Origin of the sequence: Peptoniphilus equinus, from assembly GCF_027921445.1 — a bacterium.
GTDB lineage: Bacteria > Bacillota > Clostridia > Tissierellales > Peptoniphilaceae > Peptoniphilus > Peptoniphilus equinus.
In genome coordinates, this window is record NZ_CP115667.1 from 1337194 (window position 1) to 1361826 (window position 24633).

At 48.6% G+C, this 24633-nt stretch carries 20 protein-coding genes; 3 read left to right on the forward strand and 17 right to left on the reverse strand.

What is annotated here, in order from left to right:
* Positions 1-99: 99 nt before the first annotated feature.
* From O6R05_RS06565 to citX, 6 genes are all read right to left on the reverse strand, one after another.
* Positions 100-783, reverse strand: a complete 684-nt coding sequence (locus tag O6R05_RS06565; RefSeq protein ID WP_271191189.1) for a GntR family transcriptional regulator — start codon at positions 781-783, stop codon at positions 100-102.
* 84 nt (positions 784-867) lie between these two features.
* Positions 868-2220, reverse strand: a complete 1353-nt coding sequence (locus O6R05_RS06570) for a CitMHS family transporter (RefSeq protein WP_271191190.1) — start codon at positions 2218-2220, stop codon at positions 868-870.
* A gap of 16 nt (positions 2221-2236) precedes the next feature.
* Positions 2237-3784, reverse strand: a complete 1548-nt coding sequence (gene citF, locus O6R05_RS06575; RefSeq protein ID WP_271191191.1) for a citrate lyase subunit alpha — start codon at positions 3782-3784, stop codon at positions 2237-2239.
* Complete coding sequence (locus O6R05_RS06580) at positions 3781-4674, reverse strand: aldolase/citrate lyase family protein (protein ID WP_271191192.1); 894 nt, start codon at positions 4672-4674, stop codon at positions 3781-3783. The genes citF and O6R05_RS06580 overlap by 4 nt, the downstream gene beginning before the upstream one ends.
* Positions 4674-4964 (reverse strand): citrate lyase acyl carrier protein, encoded by a 291-nt coding sequence (citD, locus tag O6R05_RS06585; RefSeq protein WP_271191193.1) that lies wholly within the window; start codon positions 4962-4964, stop codon positions 4674-4676. The genes O6R05_RS06580 and citD overlap by 1 nt, the downstream gene beginning before the upstream one ends.
* 68 nt (positions 4965-5032) lie before the next feature.
* Positions 5033-5557, reverse strand: a complete 525-nt coding sequence (citX, locus tag O6R05_RS06590; RefSeq protein WP_271191194.1) for a citrate lyase holo-[acyl-carrier protein] synthase — start codon at positions 5555-5557, stop codon at positions 5033-5035.
* Between the two features lie 140 nt (positions 5558-5697).
* Here citX and O6R05_RS06595 point away from each other — a divergent pair, with 140 nt between their 5' ends.
* Together O6R05_RS06595 and citC are read left to right on the forward strand one after the other, a co-directional pair.
* A complete protein-coding gene (locus tag O6R05_RS06595) occupies positions 5698-6432 on the forward strand; it encodes a triphosphoribosyl-dephospho-CoA synthase (RefSeq protein ID WP_271191195.1) in 735 nt (244 codons plus the stop codon).
* Positions 6429-7451, forward strand: a complete 1023-nt coding sequence (citC, locus tag O6R05_RS06600) for a [citrate (pro-3S)-lyase] ligase (protein WP_271191196.1) — start codon at positions 6429-6431, stop codon at positions 7449-7451. The genes O6R05_RS06595 and citC overlap by 4 nt, the downstream gene beginning before the upstream one ends.
* Before the next feature lie 61 nt (positions 7452-7512).
* Here citC and O6R05_RS06605 read toward each other — a convergent pair whose 3' ends face one another.
* From O6R05_RS06605 to hutH, 3 genes are all read right to left on the reverse strand, one after another.
* Positions 7513-10014 carry an S-layer homology domain-containing protein gene (locus tag O6R05_RS06605; protein ID WP_271191197.1) on the reverse strand — a complete coding sequence of 834 codons (2502 nt, stop codon included), beginning with the start codon at positions 10012-10014 and terminating at the stop codon, positions 7513-7515.
* Between the two features lie 110 nt (positions 10015-10124).
* Positions 10125-11243: a YibE/F family protein gene (locus O6R05_RS06610; protein ID WP_271191198.1), complete on the reverse strand. Its 1119-nt coding sequence runs from the start codon at positions 11241-11243 to the stop codon at positions 10125-10127.
* Between the two features lie 152 nt (positions 11244-11395).
* Positions 11396-12934 carry a histidine ammonia-lyase gene (hutH, locus tag O6R05_RS06615; RefSeq protein ID WP_271191199.1) on the reverse strand — a complete coding sequence of 513 codons (1539 nt, stop codon included), beginning with the start codon at positions 12932-12934 and terminating at the stop codon, positions 11396-11398.
* 494 nt (positions 12935-13428) lie between these two features.
* Here hutH and O6R05_RS06620 point away from each other — a divergent pair, with 494 nt between their 5' ends.
* On the forward strand, positions 13429-16425 hold the full coding sequence (locus O6R05_RS06620) for a BTAD domain-containing putative transcriptional regulator (RefSeq protein WP_271191200.1): 2997 nt from the start codon (positions 13429-13431) through the stop codon (positions 16423-16425).
* 33 nt (positions 16426-16458) lie between these two features.
* Here the strand turns inward: O6R05_RS06620 and O6R05_RS06625 are convergent, their stop codons facing one another.
* The 8 genes from O6R05_RS06625 to O6R05_RS06660 form a co-directional block, all read right to left on the reverse strand.
* Positions 16459-16758: a hypothetical protein gene (locus tag O6R05_RS06625; RefSeq protein WP_271191201.1), complete on the reverse strand. Its 300-nt coding sequence runs from the start codon at positions 16756-16758 to the stop codon at positions 16459-16461.
* Positions 16755-16994: a hypothetical protein gene (locus tag O6R05_RS06630; protein ID WP_271191202.1), complete on the reverse strand. Its 240-nt coding sequence runs from the start codon at positions 16992-16994 to the stop codon at positions 16755-16757. The genes O6R05_RS06625 and O6R05_RS06630 overlap by 4 nt, the downstream gene beginning before the upstream one ends.
* A 313-nt stretch (positions 16995-17307) precedes the next feature.
* Positions 17308-17682, reverse strand: coding sequence for a lactoylglutathione lyase (gene gloA, locus O6R05_RS06635; protein WP_271191203.1), 375 nt, complete (start codon positions 17680-17682; stop codon positions 17308-17310).
* 80 nt (positions 17683-17762) lie between these two features.
* Positions 17763-20105 (reverse strand): phosphoenolpyruvate synthase, encoded by a 2343-nt coding sequence (gene ppsA, locus O6R05_RS06640; protein ID WP_271191204.1) that lies wholly within the window; start codon positions 20103-20105, stop codon positions 17763-17765.
* Positions 20106-20152: 47 nt separating this feature from the next.
* Positions 20153-20686, reverse strand: a complete 534-nt coding sequence (locus tag O6R05_RS06645; RefSeq protein WP_271191205.1) for a class IV adenylate cyclase — start codon at positions 20684-20686, stop codon at positions 20153-20155.
* Complete coding sequence (locus O6R05_RS06650; protein WP_271191206.1) at positions 20665-21360, reverse strand: metallophosphoesterase; 696 nt, start codon at positions 21358-21360, stop codon at positions 20665-20667. The genes O6R05_RS06645 and O6R05_RS06650 overlap by 22 nt, the downstream gene beginning before the upstream one ends.
* A complete protein-coding gene (locus O6R05_RS06655) occupies positions 21357-23558 on the reverse strand; it encodes an ATP-binding protein (protein WP_271191207.1) in 2202 nt (733 codons plus the stop codon). The genes O6R05_RS06650 and O6R05_RS06655 overlap by 4 nt, the downstream gene beginning before the upstream one ends.
* Positions 23548-24531, reverse strand: coding sequence for a metallophosphoesterase family protein (locus O6R05_RS06660; RefSeq protein WP_271191208.1), 984 nt, complete (start codon positions 24529-24531; stop codon positions 23548-23550). Before O6R05_RS06660 ends, O6R05_RS06655 begins: the two co-directional genes overlap by 11 nt.
* Between the last annotated feature and the right edge of the window lie 102 nt (positions 24532-24633).

Genomic DNA, 24633 nt, shown 5'->3' on the forward strand with positions numbered 1-24633 from the left:
ATCCCTCCTCGTAAAGTAATATACAGGTTTTACCCTGCTTTATCAAGACCTGTCCACGCCTTTGAGAGCTATAAAAAAACCTCACAGCGTGTGAGGTCATCAAAATTTCAAGGTTGTATTTCGTTCACGGGTTTCATTTTCCCGTTCCACCACTTCACGAATATAGTTTTGCGACTGCTCCAAGTGCTTGTGAATCCGCTCCGCCAAGAGACTCATGTCGCCGTCCACCATCGCATCAAAAATACCTTCGTGCTGTGTCACGGCCAACTTCGTCCTGTCGTTTGCTTCGCCGCTGAAACTGATGGATCGAAAACGGGACAGATAGTTTTGCAATTGAACTTGGATCACCTTAAGCCGAGGCATATCAGCTATGTCATAGATCGTTCGGTTAAAGAGGCCGGACTGTTCAATCGTAGTCTTCGCATCCCCTCGTGCCACTGCATCCTTGGATTGAGCAATGATCTCCCGAACGGTTTGAATCCGCGCCTCGTTCAAGTGCTTCGACGCTTCTTTAAAGGCCAGTATTTCCAAAGCAGTACGAATGCTGTAGATCTCATCCACGTCTTTGACGGAAATCACCCGCACATGGTAGCCGAAGTTCGGTGTATAGTCCAACAGACCTTCATCGTAAATAGCCTGAAGCGCCTTGCGAATCGGTGTACGGGACACGTGCATTGTCTCCGCCAACAGTTTTTCATTAATCCGTTCATCGACCATCCAATCGCCGCTGATGACCCTATCTCTGAGTTCGTGATACACGCGACTGACTAAGGATTCCGACATAAAAAAGCCCCCTTCCCTTGGTCTATTGTACGATAAATCGTTAGCAGACGCAAGGTGGGAGCTTGTTTTAAACTATAAATTCAATTATTTGATCAGGACAATGCCGGTAAGCTGTGCCATGACAATAAAGATGATGAAGATACCGACAGCCCATTTAGCCGTTTCTTTTTGCCATTCAACCATTTCCAATCCTGTAAGTTCAAGAAGAAGATAGATGAACGCAACGAGTGGGCTCAAAAGGTGGAAAGCTTGTCCCAGGAGGGAAGCAATCCCGAGCTGTAAGTTGGTAAATCCATACCCTACACCGGCTTCCGCAACAACCGGCAACACACCATAATAGAAAGCGTCGTTGGAGAGGAAGTAGGTTCCCGGTGCGGAAACGATGGCCACGATAAGACCCCAAGCGTTACCAAGTGAAGCAGGAATAGCGGTAACAACCAGAGTTGCCAGCGCTTCAGCCATTCCGGTGCCGTTAAAGATACCCATAAAGATACCAGCGCCGAAAACAAGAATGACAACGGATACAGCATCGGCAGCATTTTCAGCAATACGAGCTTTTTGTTCCTTAAGCGAGTGATAGTTCACAACAAGTGCAACGATAGTACCTACAGCGAAGAGGAACAGCGATGGGAAATCGGAAACGATAAGACCCACGATAATAGCGATCGTCATAATGAGGTTGAACCAGAAGTATTGCGGACGTTTCTTAGCTTCCTCTTCTTCAGACCGTTCTTCAAGTGCCTCAAGGTCTGCTGCACTAAGGCTGATAATACCCACGCGTTTACGTTCTTTCATGCCCAGATACAAGGATACGCCAAGGACGTAAATGGCTGATACAACCATACCCGGAATAATAGCTTGGATAACTTCTTTGTCGTTAAGGGCCAACACAGAGATCGCGCGTGCTGTCGGACCGCCCCATGGAAGCAGGTTCATGATAGTGTTCATGAGGATGAGCAGTACGCCCAAGTTCATAATCTTAAGACCCAATTTTTTATAAATAGGTAAAAATGCCGTACATACAATCAGTGTGGTGGTCGTACCGTCACCGTTTAAGGAGACACACATGGATACAAATGCGGTAACGAAAAGAATCTTCAGCGGATCGCCGCCTGCAAAACGAATGAGGGCTTTGGTGATAGGGTCAAACACCCCGGTAGCCAGCATCGTGGCGAAGTAAAGAATGGCAAAGAGAAGCAACACGCCGGTGCCGGCTGTTTCACTGACGCCAGATTTAGCGAACTCCCCAATAGCATAGAGACGTTCTAATAATGTCGGGTTAGGAATGTCTTCTACAGGGAACAGACCCAATACTGCCGCAATGATACCGAAGACAGTCGGAATAAGAATGAGCGCAGTGAGTGGTGTTACACGTTTGGTCATAACCAGGAACATAAAAACCACAAGCATAATAACGCTAAGAATGGATAAATTCATAATTCACCTCGTAAAATTATTTTAAAATAGGTTTTTTGATGACATCGATAATGGTACCGTCGCGGTACTCGATGAGGGCGACAACTTTGTCTTCAAATTCCAACGGCGCCGGCGTACCGGTGATGGATTCAGCAATATCTGCAAGTTCTTCGATGGAGATAAGCGGCAAGTCCGTTTGCTCCAAAGCTTCAAGGATATCCTTGCGGGCAGGATTGACGGCAACACCATAGTCAGTGACCACCACATCCACCGTTTCACCCGGCGTGGTGACGGATGTCACTTGACGACGGACGGTGCTTAAGCGCGAACGAATCAACGGTGCAACAATGATGGTACACTTTGCGCCTGCTGCAGTGTCAGGGTGTCCGCCCGGCGCACCTTGAATCATCCCGTCAGAGCCTTGCACCACGTTCACGTTAAAGTCCGTATCCACTTCCAACGCCCCTAAGATGACGTAGTCCAAATAGTTGACAAAAGCACCTTTGTTCATTGGGTTGGCGTATTGTGAGCAGGAGATTTCAAAGTGATTGCTGTCGTTGTAGACACTTTCAACCGATGGAATGTCGAAAGCCTGGTCGTTGATCAGCTTGTCGATGTAGCCTTCTCTAAACATTTGCACCATCGGCTCGGTGATACCGCCCATGCCCCATCCCATACGAATGTCCCGTTCATCCATATATGGCTTCAAGAATTGGGTCACAGCAAGGGATGCACCGCCTGCGCCGGTTTGAAAACTGAAACCTTCTTTAAACCATGGGGTGTTCGCCACGACTTTGGCACAGTTCTCAGCCATCTTCAGCTCCCGCACGTCTTTGGTCAGACGAAGGGCACCGCTGGCAATTTTAGCAGGGTCACCGATTTGATCAATTTTGACCACATAGTCCACATCCACAGCCTGAATCGGTGCCGGGAAGTTCGGTACCGGATTGATGGTGTCGGTGATGACGACCACTTTGTCGGCATACTTGGCATCGACATCGGCATATGAGAGGACACCGCAGTCGTGACGACCGTTCTTTCCGGAGGCGTTGCCCAGCACGTCGGAGCTGGAGGCTGCGATAAAGGCCACGTCAATGTGAACCTGTCCTGTTTCAATGGCACGCACCCGTCCGCCGTGAGTACGAATCCACGCCGGATGTTTCAGCTTGCCCATGGAGAGCGCCTCGCCGATTTCATCCCGTACGCCGGAAGTGGAAATGCCGGTCACAGTACCATCTTCAATCATAGGCACCATATTGGCGTGGGCTTTGCCCAGGGAGGATGCACATACAAACAGGTCTTTGATGCCCATCTCATGGATAACATCCATAACTTTGGCACACACATAATCGCCGTTTCGAAGATGGTGGTGGAAGGAAATGGTCATCCCGTCTTTTAAGCCGGCTTGTTCAATGGCAGCCTTAATGGAATCCACCAGTTTAGAATCGCCACTAGCCACATTCGCTTTCACTGTCGGCGCATCTTTTTTGTACTCATAGTTCTCACGCGCATAGGCGCCTTGGAATACTTCGATGCCGTCCTTGAGCAGTTCGTCCGGTATCTCTCTATTCAAACTGTTTTTCATGCGAGATCCCCCTTATATTTCCCTGCGACTTTAGCGAGCTTCAAGTTGCGGCGCGCGCCTTCTACGTGAGCGATATCCACCATCTTGCCGTCTACAACCATAACGCCAATGCCCTTCTTCTTACTTTCTTCCACAGCCAGAACAATGTGCTCCGCTTCACGAATGTCCTTCTCACTTGGTGTGAAGACGTCGTGAATAATTTCGATTTGCCGCGGATTGACCACACTCTTGCCGTCATAGCCTAAGTTTTTAATAAGCTCAGTCTCCCGACGCAGGCCTTCAATGTTGTCCAAGTCGGTGTAGACGGTATCAAAACACATGATGCCGGCAGCACGGGCAGCCATGGCAATCATTCCCCGAGCGGTAAAGAGTTCTTCACCGGTCGCTGTGGTTTGTGCATGCATGGTCCGTCTGAAGTCGCCAGCACTGAGGGCGATGCCCATCATCCGCTTCGATGCACTGGCAATTTCATAGGCGTTCAATACGCCGAGCGGACTTTCCAGCGCTGCCATGATCATCGTCGAACCCACTTCACGCCCGAAATCCTTTTCCGCCTTTTCAATTTCCGCTTCGGTCTTGATGACGTGGTCTCTGGTCTCTGTCATTGGAATACGAATACCGTCGGCACCGCCGGCTACGGCAGCCCGCACATCCTCCACAAAGAGATCGGAATACACGTCGTTGACTCTAACCCACACCTCGGTGTCACCGTAATCACGAGACTTTAAGGTGTGATAGAGATGAATGCGAGCCGAGTCCTTTTCGCTCGCTGAGACGGCATCCTCCAAGTCCAAAATGACGCAGTCGGCGCCATAGACATAAGGATCTTTGACCAATGACGCCTTCTGCGCATTGAGAAACATCATGGTCCGTCGAATGTCTCGTTTCATTACATCACCTCCCAAGGGATATCTGTCGTCTTGTCCACACTCCGAAACACGGCAGTCTCCACACGTGCCCGCAGCGTACAGTCCAAGGCTCCCTTATCTTCCACCTTAACGTTTGCCCCGGTGACCTCGAGACGCGCAAGCACATCTTCCACAGCTTCACGGATTTGGACTCCGAATTGTGCCATAACCGAACTTTCAATATCAACGGTTAACGTGTCGGCAGGTTCTACTGTGACTTTGGCATCACTGGATTCCAACGTGCCTGCAACAGCTTTCTTCTTCAGTTCCATAGTTCCTCCTTCAACGAATTAAGTAAGCAAGTATGAGCATTGCTTCAGACAGTCAAAACAACACCGGTTTAACGATCCAAAAAGCACCGAATCAATTCATCGATGGCGTCCTGCATGTCGACCACACTGTGAGCTCGGGATGCGCCGCAGATCTTTGCATCCTTATCACAGATAAAGCACTTTCGCGGCATAAGCCCCAAATCTTTCCGACTCACTGCCCCGGCTCGCGTCACGACATCCATATCATAAAGCCGACCGAGTCCATCGTGCTCCACATCTGCCGTAGCCCGTTTCACACGGATCCCATCACCCTCTATCTCAAGGAGCGCTTCTGCACCTGTAGCCTCATAGCGTACCTCTTGAGCCACCACAGCGGCTACACCGTCAAGTGCATCGAAAAGATCCTTAAGACCCTTCTCAAAGACCTGATTCAATGTCGGACTGGCCTTGATCGGCCCCGGAATGTTCAGCTTAAAACTCACGACCACCGGCACGCGGGATAAAGCTGCCTCAATCTCAAAACTGCGGGCTTCTCTTCGGTTCAACACAGCGGGAAGTCCTACCGGAACACCACCTTGTGTAAAATCGCTCATCTTATCCTCCTTAAAATCTACTTTACACGATTTGAATGACGTTTTCACAAGAAAAACTTTTTTAAAACAGTTTAAAGTGTTTTAAAAAAGTTTTTCTCTACATTTTGCCATATGCTATGCCCATACTCTATAATGAATCTATGAGAACACCTAACCATCTGCGCTACATACAATTTCAAAAGGCCTTTCGCCACGGTGTCCACAGAGAGCTCAGCCGTCCCAGAGGCTATGGCTGCGTCACCTATACCACCTCCGGGGCCCATAGGGATATGACTCACGACACGTTTCTCGCCTCCACCGATGCCATCCTACGCGCCTACGGCAAACTGAACCCCGATGCCATCACCACCTTCGATGATCTTCGCGCTTTCGGACGTGTGGTGGAAGCGGACATGTTTCGCGCGACCGGCGGGGTCAATACCCACAAAGGCCTCATCTTTCTAACCCTTTTTATCTACTACACCTATCTCAAAGGTGTAGCTCCTGATGACTGGACGGCCTTTATCCGTGAGTTTGCAGCCCCCTTAAACGCGGATTACACAACAAAGGACTATGCCCACGGTGAGCTTTGCGACGTGCGACGTCTCCCTTTGAGCGGTTTTGCCGCTGTCCTTGACAGTCTGCCCCTTCGTCGTCAGCTTGACGACGACCGCTTTACACTCTACCTTTTGAGTACCACCGACGATACCACCACCGTAGCCCGATCGGATGTCACCACACTTCGCTACCTTCAGCGAAGAGCCGGAGCCATCTACGACAACTACAACGAAAACGATGCCGACGCCCTCAACGCCTTGTACAACTGCCGCAGAATCTCTTCCGGAGGCGTGGCCGACATCTTTACCTTAACCACTATGATTGAGAGGTTATTATGAATCGACTTTGGATTGATAAAGTGACCTGGGACTATGATCAGTGGGCGGCTCTGCTCGCTGAATCCGGTTTGAAGCCGGAAGTCCTCTTGGACGAAACCTACGGCATATTTGAAGGAGAGACCCTCATTGCCACCGGTTCTTTTTATAAAAATATCATCAAATGTTTTGCCATCAAAGAAGCTTTTAAAGGCGGCGCCGTCTTTAATGAAATGATCTCGTTCCTATTGGACCGCCTTGAAAACTACAGCGCCGTTTTCGTCTATACCAAGCCGGAATCGGAAGCCAGCTTTCGCCACTTAGGATTTGGAAAGATTGAAGGCAACACCCACGTCAGTTTTATGGAGCGCCCGGCCACCGGCTTTAAGCACTACGTCGAGGGCTTAAAGGCACATCGTAAAAACGTCGTCAGCGGCGCCATTGTCATGAACGCCAATCCGTTTACTCTGGGTCATCGCTACCTGGTGGAACAGGCTCTTGAGACGGTCGATCACCTCCACATCTTTGTGCTCTCGGAAGACACCTCTCAGTTCTCTGCGGCGGAGCGAATGGATATGGTGCGAGCAGGCACCGGAGATTTACCTGTCACGGTACATCCCACCGACAGTTACATGGTCTCCTCGGCGACGTTTCCCGGCTATTTTTTAAAAGACGATGTGGACGCTCTCGCCGTTCAAGGTGAATTGGATGCGGCGATTTTTCAAAACCACATCGCTACAGCGCTGAACATCACCTATCGTTTTGTCGGCGATGAACCTTACAGTCAGACTACCGCCCTCTACAACGATGCGATGACGCGGGTCTTTACACCGCCCCTGCAGCTTGTCGTCATACCCCGTTTGGCATCAGACGGCAAAGCCATTTCCGCCAGCACCGTCCGCCGACTTGTCGCGGAAGGTCAGTGGGAGGAAGCTTCCAAACTGATTCCTCCAACCACGTCGGACTATCTAAAACACCACGCCTTACAGAGCGTAGCACGACTTCAACAAGACCCGAATAAAGGCTCGAAAAAAAGTTTATAAGCACAACGATACCCCACAGGATATCCTGTGGGGTTTGTTAATCTAAATGCAATGTGACAACTTAGTTTTCAATGTTGACTATACTTTGTGCCACTTCGGCGCGGGTGAGGTTTGCGCGGGGATCGAAAGTGCCGTTATCACGACCTTTTAGAAGACCTTTTTCCGTAGCGGCCTTCACATCGTCACGTGCCCAATCGCTGATAGTATCTTGGTCATCAAAAGTGACGGCCGGTACAGTGTCGGTTTTGACTGCAAATTTCTCAACATAGGCATTTAAAATCTTTGCGATCTCTTCACGAGTGATGGCTTGATCGCCACAGAACGTGTGGTCTTCATAGCCGTCGATAATGCCATTGTCCACTGCCCATTTGATATACGGTGCGGCGCCGGATCCTTCGACAACATCAGTGAAGTCCGTGCCGGTATAGGCTGCCGTGTCAATCTTTTGAAGATGGCCCAGTGCCACAACGACAGTTTCACGGGTGGTCTTGGTGTCCGGTAAGAAGTTGTCTCCTACAAGCTCCATAATACCGTGGGTGAGCACATAGTCGATAGCATCTTTTGCCCAGTGTCCGTCAATATCGGCAGCTTTTTTCACTCGGCTTTCCAGCTCGTCTTTTTTAGCCAAAATGGCTTTAGCCGTATCGTCTACCGTAGTATCTTCAGCAGGCGGCTGTAAGTTCCAGAAGAGCAGTCCGCCGCCATGGTGTTCATGGTCATGGTGTTCATTGTCATGGACTTCAGGAAGCGGTGTCACCGGATCCGTTTCGGCATCTTTCCAGAGCGCTTTGATGGTCATTGAGGTCGTCACAGTGATAACATCACCCGGCTGATAGACTCTCGAGTTGATTTCATAACCTGAAAAAACTTGACCTACCGGTGAGATAAGTCCATTGTCAGGTAAAGTGTAGTCACTGCCTTTGGCAACCTCTACCGGAGTCGGTTCTCCCGCACCGCCGTTAGCGTCAAACGTGAGCGTGACGGCTTGTGCGTCCTCTTCTACCCATTGGGCAATAAAGTTCATGTCTTCCGACGGGCGGACAATATCCCCCGGTTGATAGAGGGTATCGCCGACTGTAAAGCCTGCAAATACCATCCCTTCCGGTGCGATAAAGGTATTCTCAGGAATGGTGTAGTCTTCACCTTTGTTGACACTGAGGCTGTTCATCGTACCTTGTCCGCCGTTGGCGTCAAAGTTGACCGTCACGTTGTCGGTCACCGCTGCATCCTTATAGATGGTAAAACTGTCGACAACGGATTGATCCGTGGTGCGGTAGGTAGTGACGGTAATGGCTTGGTCTGTCACTGACACGTCGGTGATGTTCGGAACGTGCTCCTGATTCTTTACAGCTGCATATTCAAAGTCTCTGTTTTGAATGTTATAGTGTTTCGATCCGGATGCAGAGTTGGTCGTGACGTAGATAATGCCGTCGGGATTGACAAACTCGGTCGGCGCCTTGCCGACTTCGTTATTTTCCCATGCCACTTGAGGCTCATCATTTTTCATGACATGGGTTCTGGTATAGACGTGGTCATGTCCGTTGAGGACCAGATCCACATCATACTTTTCAAGCATCGGTACGAGCGTGGCTCTGAAGGATTCAACATAGTCATCAAAAGCGTGACTTGCCACGGTGTATGGCGGCTGGTGGAAGGTGACCACACGCCACTTGATGTCTTGGTCTTGCGTTGCCGCAATGGCAGTCTTGATGGTATTTTCATGTTCTGCAAACTCATGGCTGTTGGTATTCAGAGCGATGAAGAGCGTGTTGTTATAAACATAATAGTAGTTGCTGCCGGCTTCGGTTTGGCCTTCGGCTTGGCCGTTTGGCACGGCAAAGTGTTCCGAGTAGGCAAAGTTGCCGGAGTCGTGATTCCCGATGACAGGTGCCAAGGTCATACCGTCGAAGCCGTCACGGTTGATATAAGCGTCGTACTGTGCCTCGTTGCTATTGCTGTTGACCTGATCGCCTGCTGAGAGAAGAAACGACGCCTGTGGGTCCAAGTCGTTCAGAATGTCCAGCGTATGACCCCATCCTTCTCTATCGGATTCCAGTTGTCCTGCGCCAATTTGAGGGTCCCCTGCGAGAAAAAAGCTAAACGCGCCGTCAGATCCTGTGGCGAAAGTTTTAACTTCAGAGACCGGCCCATCTCCGTTCCCGAATCGATACATGTAGGTAGTGTCAGCCTTGAGTCCGGTGAAAGTCACTTTGTTGGCAGTATAGCCTTCCTTGTTGAGGGCCGTAAGGGCTGTGGCCGGAAGTTTCGGTGCGCTACCGAAGTCATGGGCGTCATTGACTTCTGCAATTTGTGCATAGCCGCCGTCTTTTGCGACGCTGTACCATGTGAGATTGCGTTCGTTCGGTGTGGCACCGATGGTCAGAATATCATAGTCATACTGTTTACTTTCGACAGGCTTTTCCTCATCCAATGCTTGTGCATAGGTTGCTTGAGGTGCAATGCGCACACTGTGCGCTTCAAGACTGACTCCATATGTGGAGAATGTAGAAGCAAGCATTAGCGCAGCGATCGATAAGCTCAGCCCTTGTTTTAATGGTTTCACTTTTTACCCCCTAGTTATTATTCGATTACACTCATACGGACTTATTATGACAGACGTTTGTAAATAGAACATATGAGGGATGTAAAAGCAACGTATAGCACGTGTGAAATTTAAAACTTTGTGTACAACAAGCCGCTGATCCACGACGCCACCGGCACCATAATCACCACCACCGCCGTGCCGATAAGGGCGCTGGTCATCTCCACGGCAAAAAAGTCAGAACTGATCAGTTGGTTAAAGTCAATGCCATAGGAGATAAACAGCAAGACCGTGGCAATGGAACTTCCGAGGAACGCAAAGATCAACGTGTCCACCATCGTCCCGATAATGTCCTGACCGATCACCATACCGGAGCGAAAGAGATCCTTATCCGTCAGCGTCGGCTTGTTGGTCTTTAATTCCAACAGCGCGGAGGCAATGGAGACCGATACGTCTTTACAGGCGCCGTAAGCTGCAATGGCCACGCCGGCAAACATCAACCCGTGCACCTGCAGACCGGTCCGGGCAGTGATAAGCAGCAACCCTTCCACATCATTGAGTTTAAATCCGTTTAAATTGGCCGTGTAAGCTACAGCATAAAACCCGATCGCCGCGATGAGAAAGCCGATCGCCACACTGATGAGATTCACAAGCCCCATCCGTGTATAGCCCTGCAAGATTACAATGGAATAAATGCTGCCGAGGACCACCGTTGCAATCGACACGACCACAGGCGGTTTGCCGGTGTACATCATAGGAAGCATAAAAAAGAAAATTAAATACAGACTGATACACAGGGCAAGGACACTCTTCAGTCCCTTGACTCGCCCGACGCCATAGAGAAGGCCTAAAAACAGCACACAGTAAGCCGCCATCGGCAGCGACCGATCATAATTGTAGAGGGAATAGAACGGATCCATCCCTTGAGGCTCGTCGGCATAGACCACCACCCGACTTCCCTCATGGACGTAAATGGAGTGCTCCGTCGTCAGATAGTTGTCCACCACAAGGGGTTTATCGTGCATAGCATCGGAAATCTTGACAACAAGCTTTTGGCTGCCCACCATAAGCCCCGGATATTTTTCCTCCACCTTCTCTTCCAGAACGTCTTGAACCACTCCTTTGGGATAGGACACGGAGTCATGGGCGTAGAGAGTAGAACCGAAGTCCACCTGCTTCCAATAGAAAAAGATAAAGACCAATCCTAAAACTAAAAGTATATTACAGGCCGTTTGCCATGTGTGTTTCATTCAATCACCTCGCGAACCATTATGGCAAAACTTCGTAAAACCCGAGTCAAGATTTTGTAAAAAGCAGCATTGATCCTTCGTCTCTCCCTTACATTGCCATAAAAAAAAGAGCCTGAGATACCTCAGACTCTTTACTGTCATGGTGTTGACGCTTATTGAATGTCCAAGCCGACTTTGGCTTCAACGGCTTCAACAAGGCTTTCGTCTACAAGAATTTTGGTCATTTTTTCAAGTTCGTCATAAATTTCAATATCTTTGTCTTCAGAAATGAAATCTACCGTGCTGCGAACGAGATCATATGCAGCTTGAGTACCTACGCCAAGTTTAAGGCCTTCGTCTTTTCTGAAGTCGATAGCTTGAACGGCTGCCATAATTTCAGTAGCGACGATACGGCGGCTGTTAGCCACGATATCACGAGCTTTACGTGCTGCGATGGTTCCCATGGAGACAAAGTCTTCTTGGTTTTCGCAAGAAGGAATGGAATCAACACTGGCAGGATGTGCAAGAATTTTGTTTTCCGATGCCAAAGCTGCTGCAGCATATTGCGTAATCATAAAGCCGGAGTTGACGCCCGGATTGGCAACAAGGAAAGATGGGAAATCGGAAAGCTGTGCATTGACAAGACGTTCGATGCGGCGTTCGGATACGTTGCCGATTTCAGATGCGCCGATGCCGAGGAAATCAAACGGTTGTGCCATCGGTTCACCGTGGAAGTTCCCGCCGGAGATAACTTCAGTGTCGGAAATAATAATCGGGTTATCCGTTGCGGCGTTAATTTCAATTTCCACTTTTTCTTTGACGTAAGCAATAGAATCTTTGTTGGCACCGTGAATTTGTGGAATGCAACGAAGTGTATAAGCATCTTGCACGCGAATGTCAGCAGTGTGAGTGAGGTATGTGGAACCTTCAGTGAGTTCACGAATGTTCTTTGCCGTTGCCAGACACCCTTTATGAGGACGAATGGTGTGAAGTTTTTCATAGAAAGCGTCGATAATACCTCTGTGAGCTTCAAGAGACAGCGCACCGGCAATATCGGAAAGTTTCAACAGTTCAATAGCGTCATGTGTTGCAAGTGCGCCGATAGCGGTGAGGACGGTTGTGCCGTTGATCAGAGCCAAACCTTCTTTAGCGGAAAGCTCAATGATCTCGATGCCAGCTTTGTCCATAGCTTCTTTACCGCTCATGAGTTCGCCGTTGTAGTAAGCACGGCCAAGACCGAGCATAGGAAGTACCATGTGAGCCAGTGGTGCCAAGTCTCCGGATGCACCCAAGGATCCTTTTTCAGGAATGTAAGGTACAACCCCTTTATTTAACATGGCAAGAATCGTTTCAATCGTTTCATAACGAATACCGCTGACACCTTTGACAAGGGAGTTGATACGAATCAGCATAACAGCTTTAACTTCGTCTTCTTTGAGCGGATTGCCGTAACCGCTGGAGTGTGTACGAATAAGATTTTCTTGAAGTTGTGCAGATTGTTCTTTGGAAATCGATACTTTAGCAAGAGAGCCGAAGCCGGTAGTTACACCGTATACAACACGTTCTTCTTCAACAATCCCATCAACAATGGCACGGTTAGCTTTGACCAGTTCTTTTCTGTCTTCTGCAATTTCAACTTGAGCGCCGTGACGTGCTACGTTAACAACATCTTCAAGCGTAAGGGATTCACCGTTTAAAATTACTTTTTCCATATTTCCTCCTTATGGTCGTAGGCTCGAATGATAACACTTTCCCCACTGAGACGAGCCCACTTGGTTTTCTGACTCCAAGTATAGATATTCGTCATCAAAAATCAGTCAAAGACTAAAGAGTTTTCTATACTTTTCGAGCCCAAAGCCGTTATTTTATCGTGCTATAACACTATCAAAGTCTTCATTTTTCACTGATTTAGAGCCTTTTATTACCCATTTTACGTCTAAGATTCGTCTATAAAATGTTTTCTTAAAAGGTAACCTTGGCATGTGTGTGTCCGTAAAATTTTTTCCCCGACACACCTCGATGATGTGCCTTTATCCTAATACTATGGCATTCCGATAATCAAATCCGCCGTGCGTCAACAATCTTTTTTATATCATCAAATTATTTGACACTTTCTGTAGTGAAGGATACAATAAGCTTATATTAGACGTTTTGTTGTCGATCGGGCTTATTATAGCACCGACCATACCCAGTAAGGATGGAAACTATGGATAAAATCTCTGTACGACTCTTTGGTGTTCCTCAGTTCTTTCTCAACGGTGAACAGATTCTTTTCCCTTACAACAAGATCAATGCGCTGATTTACTACCTGCTCATCAACAGTTTTATCACGCGGGATGAAATTGCCAGTCTTTTGTGGCCGGACGAAAATGAAAAGACTGCGAAAAAAAACTTGAGAAATGCTATCTATCAAGCCAAAAAATGTGTCGGGGTAGACTTCATCAAGTCGCCGAAGAAGAGTGTGTTGGAAATTGACAAGTCTTTGGATATCACCTGTGATGCAAACCTTTTTAACGCCGATCCGAAAGCCAATCTGGATCTTTACACCGGTGAATTTCTCCAGGGATTCTTCATTAAAGACGCCGAGTCCTATGAGTACTGGATCACTAAGATGCGCGGTTACTACGAAGAAAAGTTCATCTCGACCTCCTACGACGTACTGGAAGCGGACATTGAAGCCGGCAACTACGACGATGTTGAGAAGCGTATCAACACGCTGACCAGTATTGACGAGTACGATGAACGCAACTTCCGTCTTCTGATGAAGTATTATCAAAAAACCGGGCGCAACGGTAAAGTCATTGAAACCTACTACAACCTCACTCGTTTTCTTCAGGACGAACTGGGGGTGAGCCCGGACAGTGAAACCAAAGCCATCTATGAAGCTTCCATCGCTCAAATCAACTTGAATACAAAAAAGCCGAAAGTGCGAGACGAGTTTTTCTTCGGACGCTTCGAAGAGCTGGCGCAACTCACCTCGGCCATGACCTCGTCCCAAGGCTCTGCGGCCCTCATTTACGGCGAAGCCGGTGTAGGTAAAAGCGCATTGAAACGAAAACTTTTAGAGACGGCGGACAATGACACGGTGGTGATTCAAACCTATTCGTATCAAGCCGAAGAGAACTACGCCCTGCGTCCCATCGGCGTACTGATTGCTCGAATCGGCAAAGTCCTTAAGGAGCTTAAAATCCCGCTGCCGACTTTCTGGGATACCACGATCAAAAAGCTCTTTCCGTCCTTTGAAGATTCCTCTAAGGAAATTTTGCTTCTCGAAAACAAACAGCCTCTGAACTTTGACTTGCTGAGTCAAGTCATTGTGGAGGCGATCAAAAAAATCAGCGAGCACAAAAAACTCGTTCTGGTCTGTGAAGACATTCAATGGATGGATCAAACCAGTATCCATCTGTTAACCTCTGTCATTTTGCGTACGGAACAGGATGTATTCTTCCTCTGTACCTCGCGCAAACAGTTTAACCCCGATGTGGACGACATGATCACCTCCCTCACCAAGTACGACAAGCTAACGAAAGTGGATCTGGATCGCTTCAACGCTGAGGAGACTGCTGATTTTATCCATCGCGCCCTTCCGGAAGAAACCATTCCCGACGAGCTGATGGCACGCATTTACAGTGAAACGGAGGGCAGTCCCTTCTTCCTGTCGGAAACGGTAAGCATTTTAAAAACTCACAACACCGCCTCCCTCATCAACGATGAAATGATGGACGCCATGAAGTCCCGCTTCGCCTATCTCTCCAAACCGGAGAAAGATCTCCTGGACATTATCAGCTACTTCTATGACGAAGCGCCCCTGTCCATAGTCACGGAATTGACCGGTGTCGGCGAAATCGACATTATCGGTCTTATTGAGAACTTGGAAAACGCCAACATCCTTCTCGAGCGTGAACACCAGCACGATACCGGCATCATGTTCACCCATTCCAAGCTACGGGAATATATCTACATGATGCAGCCCAATTCGAAAAAGCGTGTCATTCACAAACGCATCGCCCAAATTTTAGAAGATACGCTCAATGTCAAGAAGAGTCTTTACACGTATTCCAAGCTGGTCTATCACTATGCCAGTGCCGGTGATACCCTAAAGAGCATCAAATACAAATTGGAGACGCTCAACTACTACTTGAACTTCTCTCACGAGCTCTTCCCGATTCTCAATCTCTCCGACTTGGAGGACGACGAAAAAATTTACATTTCCAGAGACAAAATCAGCGAAATGTTCCAACGATTGGAAGAAAGCTTCCACGGTCTCATCGGCTCCGACGACGATGAAGTAAAACATCTGGAAATCGAGTTTTATTACATGAAAGGCCGCTACCTCATTCGAGACGGCATCTATGAAGAGGGACTGCGGGACATTCACTACGTCATTCAAAAGGCCAAAGAGCTGGACGATAAAGACTACATTCTCGACGGCTACAAGCAGATGATTTTCTATAATATCCAGACCAACAACGCCAAGGATATGATTGAATACATTGAATCCGCTCTGGACCTTGCGGTCATCTGCAACTACCACAAAGAAATCGGCATACTCCTCCGTCTGAAGGGGCTCTACAACATTATGATCGGCAACTCCATCTTGGCGGAAAAACTCCTCACCGAGTCCATCAACACCTTTAACGTCACAGATGAAGTGGCGAACCGCTACGCCATCAATATCGCCGCCGCCATGAATTACATCGGTGAAATTCGATTCCAGGATGAAGACTACGACGGTGCCATCGCTCAGTACGAAGGTGCCATCAAGCTTTCTATCGGCAAAAATGCCCTCTCCTCCCTTTCCGTGTTCTATATCAATCACGGCAAAGCCCTCTATGCCAAGGGTGACTACGAAGAGGCCAAGAAAGCTTTCAACTGTGCCTACAGTCTCTACGGCCAGTTCGATTCCTTCTGGAAACTCCCGGTGTTAGACGCCTACATGGCGCTGTTGGAAGTCAAGTCCCAAGACTATGACAGTGCCGCCCATCATCTACAATCGGCTTACACCTTCTCCAAAAGTATGCAAGATCCTCGCTCCCTCGGGACAGTGTACTTTGCCAGCTATCAGATTCTCGACACCGTACCGGAAGATATACTCCGGACACACTTTGAGCACGTCTTTGATAAAGACAAGACTGCCTATCGTACTCTGGCTTTGGAAAAACTGGATAAATACCGCGACGGATTTGAAATTCGACGGCTCTAAAAAAGACCTCCCTGTGGAGGTCTTTTCCTATAGCTATTGCAATGAATCTTGTACCAAGGGCAGATAGTAACTGAGTAAACACTGCAGCAGCATACTCGCCGCCAGTGGTGCAATGTATTTATAGCGGTGCAGATAGATATCCGCATCCAATCTTGACTCCGAGTAAATCCAAGCCGGGCATAGAAAGACATAATATCGTAACGCCATTAAAGGTATCGACGCGCCCCAAGGTTTTAAAAAATTCAGCTGTCTTGTGACAACAAAATAAAAACACACCGCATTGGCGAGAACCGACGCCCAAAAAATCAATCTCACTTTTGTCTTAGTTGTCATAAGACCTCCCTGATTATCACTACAACCGCCAAAAGAAAACACAACACGCCCAGTGTGATCGCGTTATAAGTTTTGTCCCGGCGACTCCCGCTGCGTCGATAAAGCAGTATCATATACACAATCCCCACCAAAGTCGGCAACACTTGAATCCAAGTAGACAAATCCGACCGCAGCAGCTTGGCCGTGAGAATAGAGACGGCGACCGTGGTTACAGTTCGTTGATAGTTTTGCTTCATATCGTTTAACAGATCGAATACCGACCTGACCTCATTCATTTAGTTGATCTTTAAGTTATCCCGTTTTAATGGTTAAAAACGTTTCTTTCCACTTCAGTTTAACACCCCCCCCCACGATTACAATGACGCGTTCTTATGATAACTCTTTATCTTATATGGAGCTTAGCTATACCGATTAACCGATCGGACGCTTCCCTGTGCAGAGCTTAGCACTCGCAGCCTATCGAGTCCTGCTTTGCATCTACAATCGCCACAGACTTGAGGTAAAACGGCATAAAAATACCCGAGCTTTTACTGTAAGCTCGGGTTAATTTTATTTTGCGCGAATAATTTCAATCTTATAGCCGTCTGGATCTTTGATAAAAAAGAACGAGTCGGAGCCGTCACTGAGACCGGACTTGTCCGTGACGTCATACCCTTCCGACTTCAGACGCTCATAGGTGGCGTCGAAATCCTCACATTCAAGAGCGATGTGACCATAACCGTCCCCCAGTTCATAGCGCTCGGTATCATAGTTGTACGTGAGTTCCAGCTCCGCGTAGTCTGTCGGCTGTGCCAGATACACCAGTGTAAACTTTTTGTCAGGAAAGTCTTTCGTGCGTGTGACTTCAAAACCCAATGCCTTCTCATAGAATGCAATGGAGGCATCCAAATTGCCGACACGAATGCATGTGTGCAAATATTTCATAATATCACCTCACAGTATTGATACCACAATCCCGCCGATTTAAAAAGCTAAAAGCCGAGTCCGAAGACTCAGCTTTTTGACTATAGGTTTCTCAGTTTTTTCAAAATCATCTTTTGTTCCACACTTGCGACGAGGCGGCGGGTGTATTCCACCGTGTCCGGATTGACACTCATGGAAGTGACGCCGCATTCCACCAAGAATTCCGCCAGTTCGGGATATTGGCTTGGCCCCTGACCGCAAATGGAGCAGGTGATGCCTTTCTTATTGGCGGCATCAATAATAATCTTAAGCGCTCGCTTTACCGCTTCATTCCGTTCATCAAAGTAACCCATGTTGTTCAGCACACCGCTGTCCCGATCGGCGCCCATAACCAATTGCGTCAAGTCGTTGGAGCCGATGGAGAACCCGTCCACCAGTTCTGCAAACTCTTCTGCCTGGAATACCACAGCAGGCACTTCCGCCATAATCCAAATCTTAAAATTTTTCGATTGTTTCAGGCCTTCTTCAGCCATAATACCTTTTACGGTGACAAGCTCGTCGGTAGTTCGCACAAACGGCAGCATGGCGATGACATTGGTCAGACCGAACTCTTCCCGAACCCGGCGCATTGCTTTACACTCCAGCCTGAATCCTGCCTCGTACTCAGGGGAGATATAGCGTGAGACCCCACGCCATCCGATCATCGGATTTGCTTCAATCGGTTCAACCTCGTCCCCGCCTTTAAGGCCGCGGAACTCATTGGTTCTGAAGTCGCTCATCCGAACCACAAGATTTCTCGGATAGATGGCACTGGCCACTTTGGAAATTCCTTCGGCCAATTTATCAATCATCAAATCTTCCTGATGGGTCTTCAATAAATACATCGGATGTGCGCCGATCATGTTGGTGAAGATAAACTCGGTACGCATTAACCCGATACCATCAAACGGCAAGTTCTTATATTTTTCAATCAGTCCCGGTTCGCCAAGATTCATGTAGATTTTGGTCGCAGTAATCGGCGCAAGGTTGGATTTAAAACTTTCCACCCATGCCCCGGACATCACGGCGCCACCCTGTGCCGGTGACGTGTCCTTCGGCTTGTCCTCTTCTTTTAAGACAAACCCTTCATAGACCACGCCACGGGTCGCATCGACCGTCACTTCCATGCCGTCTTTCAACACTTTCGTGGCGTTCTTGCCGCCTACAATACAAGGAATTTGAAGCTCCCGTGAAACGATGGCCGCATGACAGGTGCGTCCTCCTTCGTCAGTGACAACCCCTGCAGCCTTTCGCATAGCAGGGACCATATCCGGATTGGTCATCTCTGTAACGAGAATATCACCCTCTTGGATCAGATTGATTTCAGAGACGTCTTTGATCAGTTTTACCGTACCGCGGCCGATGCCCGGCGAAGCAGGCAGACCCTTACAGAGCGGTTTTAACACGTCTTTCTTTTCAAGGGTCGTAATCGGACGGGATTGGAGGAAGTAAAATTCTTTGGTGTCACGATCGAATCCCCATTCCGTATCCTGCACACTGCCATAGAGGGATTCCACTTTGAGCCCCCGTTCAATCAGTGTGTTCAGTTCGTCGGCACTCAGACATTCGCCATCGACAGCATCAGGACCCAGCACCTCAGCCACAGATTTTTCTTCCGTGCCGACGCCGCCTTCCACTTTTACGACCATGGTCTTTTTCGAGGCAAGGTTCTTTTCGATGACAGCTTTAGTCTTTTTGTCGATGACGTATTCATCCGGCGTTACCATGCCGGAAACGACCGCTTCGCCAAGACCCCAGCTGGCGTTTATCATCATTTCATCTTCGGAGTTGTTGATTGGATTGGCGGTAAACATGACGCCGGACTTTTCCGAGTTGACCATCTTTTGTACAACGACGGACAGGGAGACGTCAAAATGGTCAAAGTCCTGCTTTTCCCGATAGTAGATGGCACGGGATGTCCATAGTGATGCCCAGCAGCTGCGAATGTGTTTGATGAGTTCTTCTTCCCCGCGGATGTGCAGGTACGTATCCTGTTGGCCGGCAAAGGATGCATCCGGCAAATCCTCTGCTGTGGCTGACGAGCGTACGGCAACTTCCGGATTGTCGACTCCGATACTGTCGGCAAATTCACGGTAAGCTCGGATGATCTCCGCTTCGATTTCAGGTTTAATAGGACTGCTGTTGATCTTATCCCGGATATCTTGGGACACGCTTTGGAGTTCGTCAGCGTTGTCCACGTCCAGACCGTTCACCAACATTTTAACTATCTCATCCAACTCGGAGTAATCAATAAATTCATCATACGCGCCTGCGGTGACGCAAAATCCCGGCGGAACCGGAAGCCCAAATGCGGTAAGCTCGCCAAGGTTCGCACCTTTGCCACCCACACGCGGTATGTCATTTTTTCCAATTTCTTCAAACCATAAAATATAATTGTAAGCCATAAGCCCTCCTCGAAAAATATTATAGCATATTATTCAATTATACCGTACTATTTTTTTAATTCTTCGATAAGTTGTGCAATAGATTTGGTACTTACCACATCGCGCGGTACGCCCAGCTCCTCCAAGGCCAGATACAGCTCCGTCTCAGAATTGGCTTCCACTTCCGCATAGGGCAGCGGATACGTGGCCTCATCCCAACGATCCAAATCAATGCGACAGGTTTTAAAGCGATAGGATGTCCGCTCCTTATAGCCCTGTTGCTGCATGTCGTAACCCATAAGACGCAGAATGTCCTCCATGGCGCTCACACCGACAAATTCCACCGTGTGTTCCACATTCTCCCGAACACCTTGATCGGTGATCTGTTCTTTAAAGGTGAGGTAGTTCACGATCCCGCTGTCATCTTTGGTGGTTCGGATCCTAAGGTAGCCTTTTTCCTCAGGAATGGGGTGCGTCGTGGAATTGACGGTAATGTTCAGCTGTTTTTCCTCGGCTATTTTTGTCCCACCCAAATCTTTGATTTTAGTTTCCAACGCTGCCAAGTCAATCCCCAGTAATTTTACTTCAATTTCCCGTTCCATGTTACCTCCTGAAGTTTAAAGTCCACATAGTCTGCGGACACGCACTGATAGTTCACGCCCAGCCGCGGGACTTCGCTGATCTGACGATGCCCTTCAGCGTGGAGATGGCCATAGACTACGGTGTCCACATGATAGGCTGCAAGCAGTTCAGAGAAGTCGTTGTTGGAAAAATCCATATTGTACGGCGGATAGTGAATCATGGCGATGATACGCTCCGCCCTCGCCGCCTTTAGGGAGTTCTCCAAACGAATAAGCTCGCGTTTATAGATTTTCTCATCATCGGCAGTAAATTCACTCATGTCTCGACTGATCCAGCCGCGAGTGCCCACAATGGACACGTCACCAAAGGTGTAGGCGTTGTTTTGAATAAAGACCAGAGAACGACACTTCAGGTCGTTCATCTTGGCAAGACTCGACCACCAATAATCGTGATTGCCGCGAATGAGCGCCTTCGTGCCCGGCAAAGTATCCAATGTTTTAAGATCCGCCAAAGCTTCATCCAGTTTCAGCGCCCATGAAATGTCCCCTGCGACAAGCACCACGTCGTCATCGGTCACTTTAGCCTTCCAGTCTTCAATAATACGTGCTTTGTGATTCGCCCATGTCGGCCCGAAAACGTCCATGGGTTTGTCCCCGTAAGGATCGAAGTGTAAGTCTCCAATGGCATAAATCATAAGCTCACCTTATAGTATGGCGTATTCAGGAGTTGTTCTTCCCGATCCAACGCCGTAAAAATAAGAATTTGACGGTTCAACGTGCCCAAAAAGTTCAACGTTGCTTTTAATCGTCTGTCGTCGTAGGTGATGAAGTGGTCATCTAATATAAGGGGCGCCCCTTGAATCAAACAGTCTGCCGCACCGAGTCGAAGAGCCAGGAAGAGCTGATCCGCCGTTCCTTCACTGAGATCCGACACATCCACCATGCGTTGAGATGTCTCGTCCAACACTTTGACTTTCAAGTGGTTGTCCATCGCAATGGCACTGTACTTTCCTTCAGTAATCGCCTTAAAATAAGCGCCCGCTTTCTCCTTGAGGCTTGCAATGTAGTTCGCATCCCCTTGACTCAAGGTCACAAGGGCCTGATACGCTTCGTTGAGGTGTGTGTGTCTGTCCTGCAGTTCATTCAACGCCTCTTGAATCCGACCTTCTTCTTCCCTTAGTGTCTTAAGCATAGCTTGCCGCTTTTCTGCTAAAAGATAACCTTGCTGCTCGCCTTTTAAACGCAGCTTCAACTCGGTTAACGTGCGGTTTTCGCTTTCGTAGTCCCCCTCCACGATATGGATATGATGATTTAAATCTTCTAACTTCCGACCTCGAAGCATGGTGGCGATCATCGCTTGACGATGCTTATACTGCGCCTCGGCACTGGCGGCAACTTGAAGTGCTTCAACATCCACAGCCCCGGTAAGGTGATGTGTCTCAAGCAGTGCATTGAGCCGTTCCCGGATCCTGTGGCCCTCTTCCGTTAAACTGTCCCGATAGCTGGTTTTATAATTTTCCTTGGACATATAGTCCCGATACGCCAGCTTTTGTCTGCCGAGAATGTCTCTGAGTTCTCGCAGCTCGGTGACCTCATATTTCTCAAACAGCGCTTCCAGTTCGTGATCCATGGCCTTCTTTTCTTTGGTCTTTTTTAACGACGTGAGTTCATACCCTTTGATCCGACTTTCCAGACGAGCCGGTACTTTGGCTTTGATGCGGTAGGCCACCCACCGCTGACGGAAATAAAGAAGTCCCGCCGCCATCAACAAGAGTGTAAAGGGATTGTCCCGGTAAAGGAAAAGCCCGATACCTGCTGCACTGATCAGAATACCCAGAGCCATTTTCAACTTCAGTATCAAGAGCTCCCGGCTCATACCCTTTAGATCTTCCTGAAGAATTTTAATCTCCCTGGAATTGTTCACCGCATTCAATTCTTCCAGACGGGAGGTAATGCGTTCTACCGTTTGGTAAGCTTCTCTATCGAAGTAAACCTCACCGGTATGCTCCGCCGCTTCAGCGGCAAGCTTACTCTCAATGCTTTGGAGCTGATCCTGGAGTTTTTGAATGGCAAGATAGTCTTCAAAGTTACCGCCGCCTAGGTTGTCCTGTCCCTGAAGATGGATAATCTCATCATAGTCTCGCTGCTCGTTCGAAGCCTTTAGGGTCCGCACAAAGTCCTCTTGAAGCTCCACAGATTTCTTGAGCTCCAAATAGTTCGCCACGATGGTCTCGTCTTCACCTTGGCGAAGCAGCAGCTCCTGCTTTTTCGCCGTAACGACATCCAGTTCGCTGTAAAGCTTACCCAGCGGCGTCGCTTTGCGCTTAGCGGAACCTAAAGCGTCCAGTTGCCCTTTGACCGACAAGGCTGCATCTTTGGGCGAATAGGTGTCGTACTGATTTTCAAAATCCAAAAGCGCTTTATGAATGGCTTCGGTGCCGTCGTCACCCACCGTGGCCTGACGCTGACCGATAGCGGCACTTGCGGAAAACACCCGTCGACTCACCCCGAAAAAATAGCTCCCCGGCTGAGGGACTTTCGAAAAGGTGAAAAGCTCCGGCTCATCACTGAGATCTTCGCCGGTATCCCGATTGGTAAAGCGTATCGCTCCGCTGTCAAAATCTCGCCACAGATGAAACAGATCTCCGTCCTCCACCACCATGCTTCCTTGATAGGCACCGCCGTCCCAAGGACTGAAACGAGCTCGATCTTCCGTGTATGCACGACGCTTCTGATCTTTCCCGAATCCGTAAAACATCCCCTCAATCACGTGGTATAACGTGCTCTTGCCGCTTTCATTGTCCCCGCGGATAATGTTGATGCCCGGTTGCAACATGATGTGTCGATCATGAAATTTTCCAAAGCCGAGAATGTTCAGTTCTTTAATAATCATGGGCGGTCTCCAAAAGGGCGCGTGCTGCCACAAGAAAACTTTCCCCTTTGACCAAGGTGTGAAGTTTCACAAAAAGGGGATCAGATAAGATGTCGTCATCCAATTCCGGACGGGTATGATTTTTAAATTCCAAATAATAGGCCGGGTAGTCAAAGAGATGTTCCAAATCCGTATACGGACTGGACCCTTCAAAGACAATGCGAAGAAAATCCTCATTGTGAGCTTCGACTATCGTCTCCACTTTTTGGCGCAGTGTGTCGAGACTCAGACCGGTCACATCCACACTCAGCTCCACATAACGCCGCTTGGCACTTTCAATAAACTCCGGCACCATCGCGTCGGTATCCACCACATAAAAGCCGTGGGCGCCTTCATCCTTAAACTTGAGCGGTGCCAACGCGCCGGCATAGTACATTGTCGGCGCCACCTGGTGAGGCTTGTGAATGTGCCCCAAAGCCACATAATCAAAGTCTGTCAAGGCCGCCACATCCAGTTTGAAATGGTGCTCGTCGCGAACGTCGCCGTGAAGTAGGGCAATGTTCTTATAGTTCTTGTCCAAGTCAAAGTCCAAGTCATGAGCGAAGTCGTAAGCAACGTTCCAGCTGATGCCGTAGATGCGGACGTCATCTATTTCGAAGACGTTGTCCTCAAGAAGATGGACATTGTCCGGCAATTTGAACTTGCGATACAACGACGCACTGTCCACCGGATCGTGATTGCCGCCGATGAGCACAATCTCGCCTTTAAATTTACTGAACAACATCAAAAGCCGCTCCATGTCCTGAGCCGAAAAGACGTCTGCCTCATAGAGATCCCCTGCGATGAGGATGAACGCCACGTCATTGGCTCCGGCATAGCCGATGAGATTGGAGAGCGCCGTCCACAACTCCTCACGTCGCTGTGCGGCATATTTAAAATGCTTTTCTTTATATAGACGACCTAAATGCAGGTCTGCCGTGTGCAAAAATTTCATCAATAATCACCGTCTCTATTATACACTATGGCGCCGCATCTGCCTTAACCGTCACTGTAAATCTTTTTACATCCGACAACGTAAGCAAATGAACCGATACGC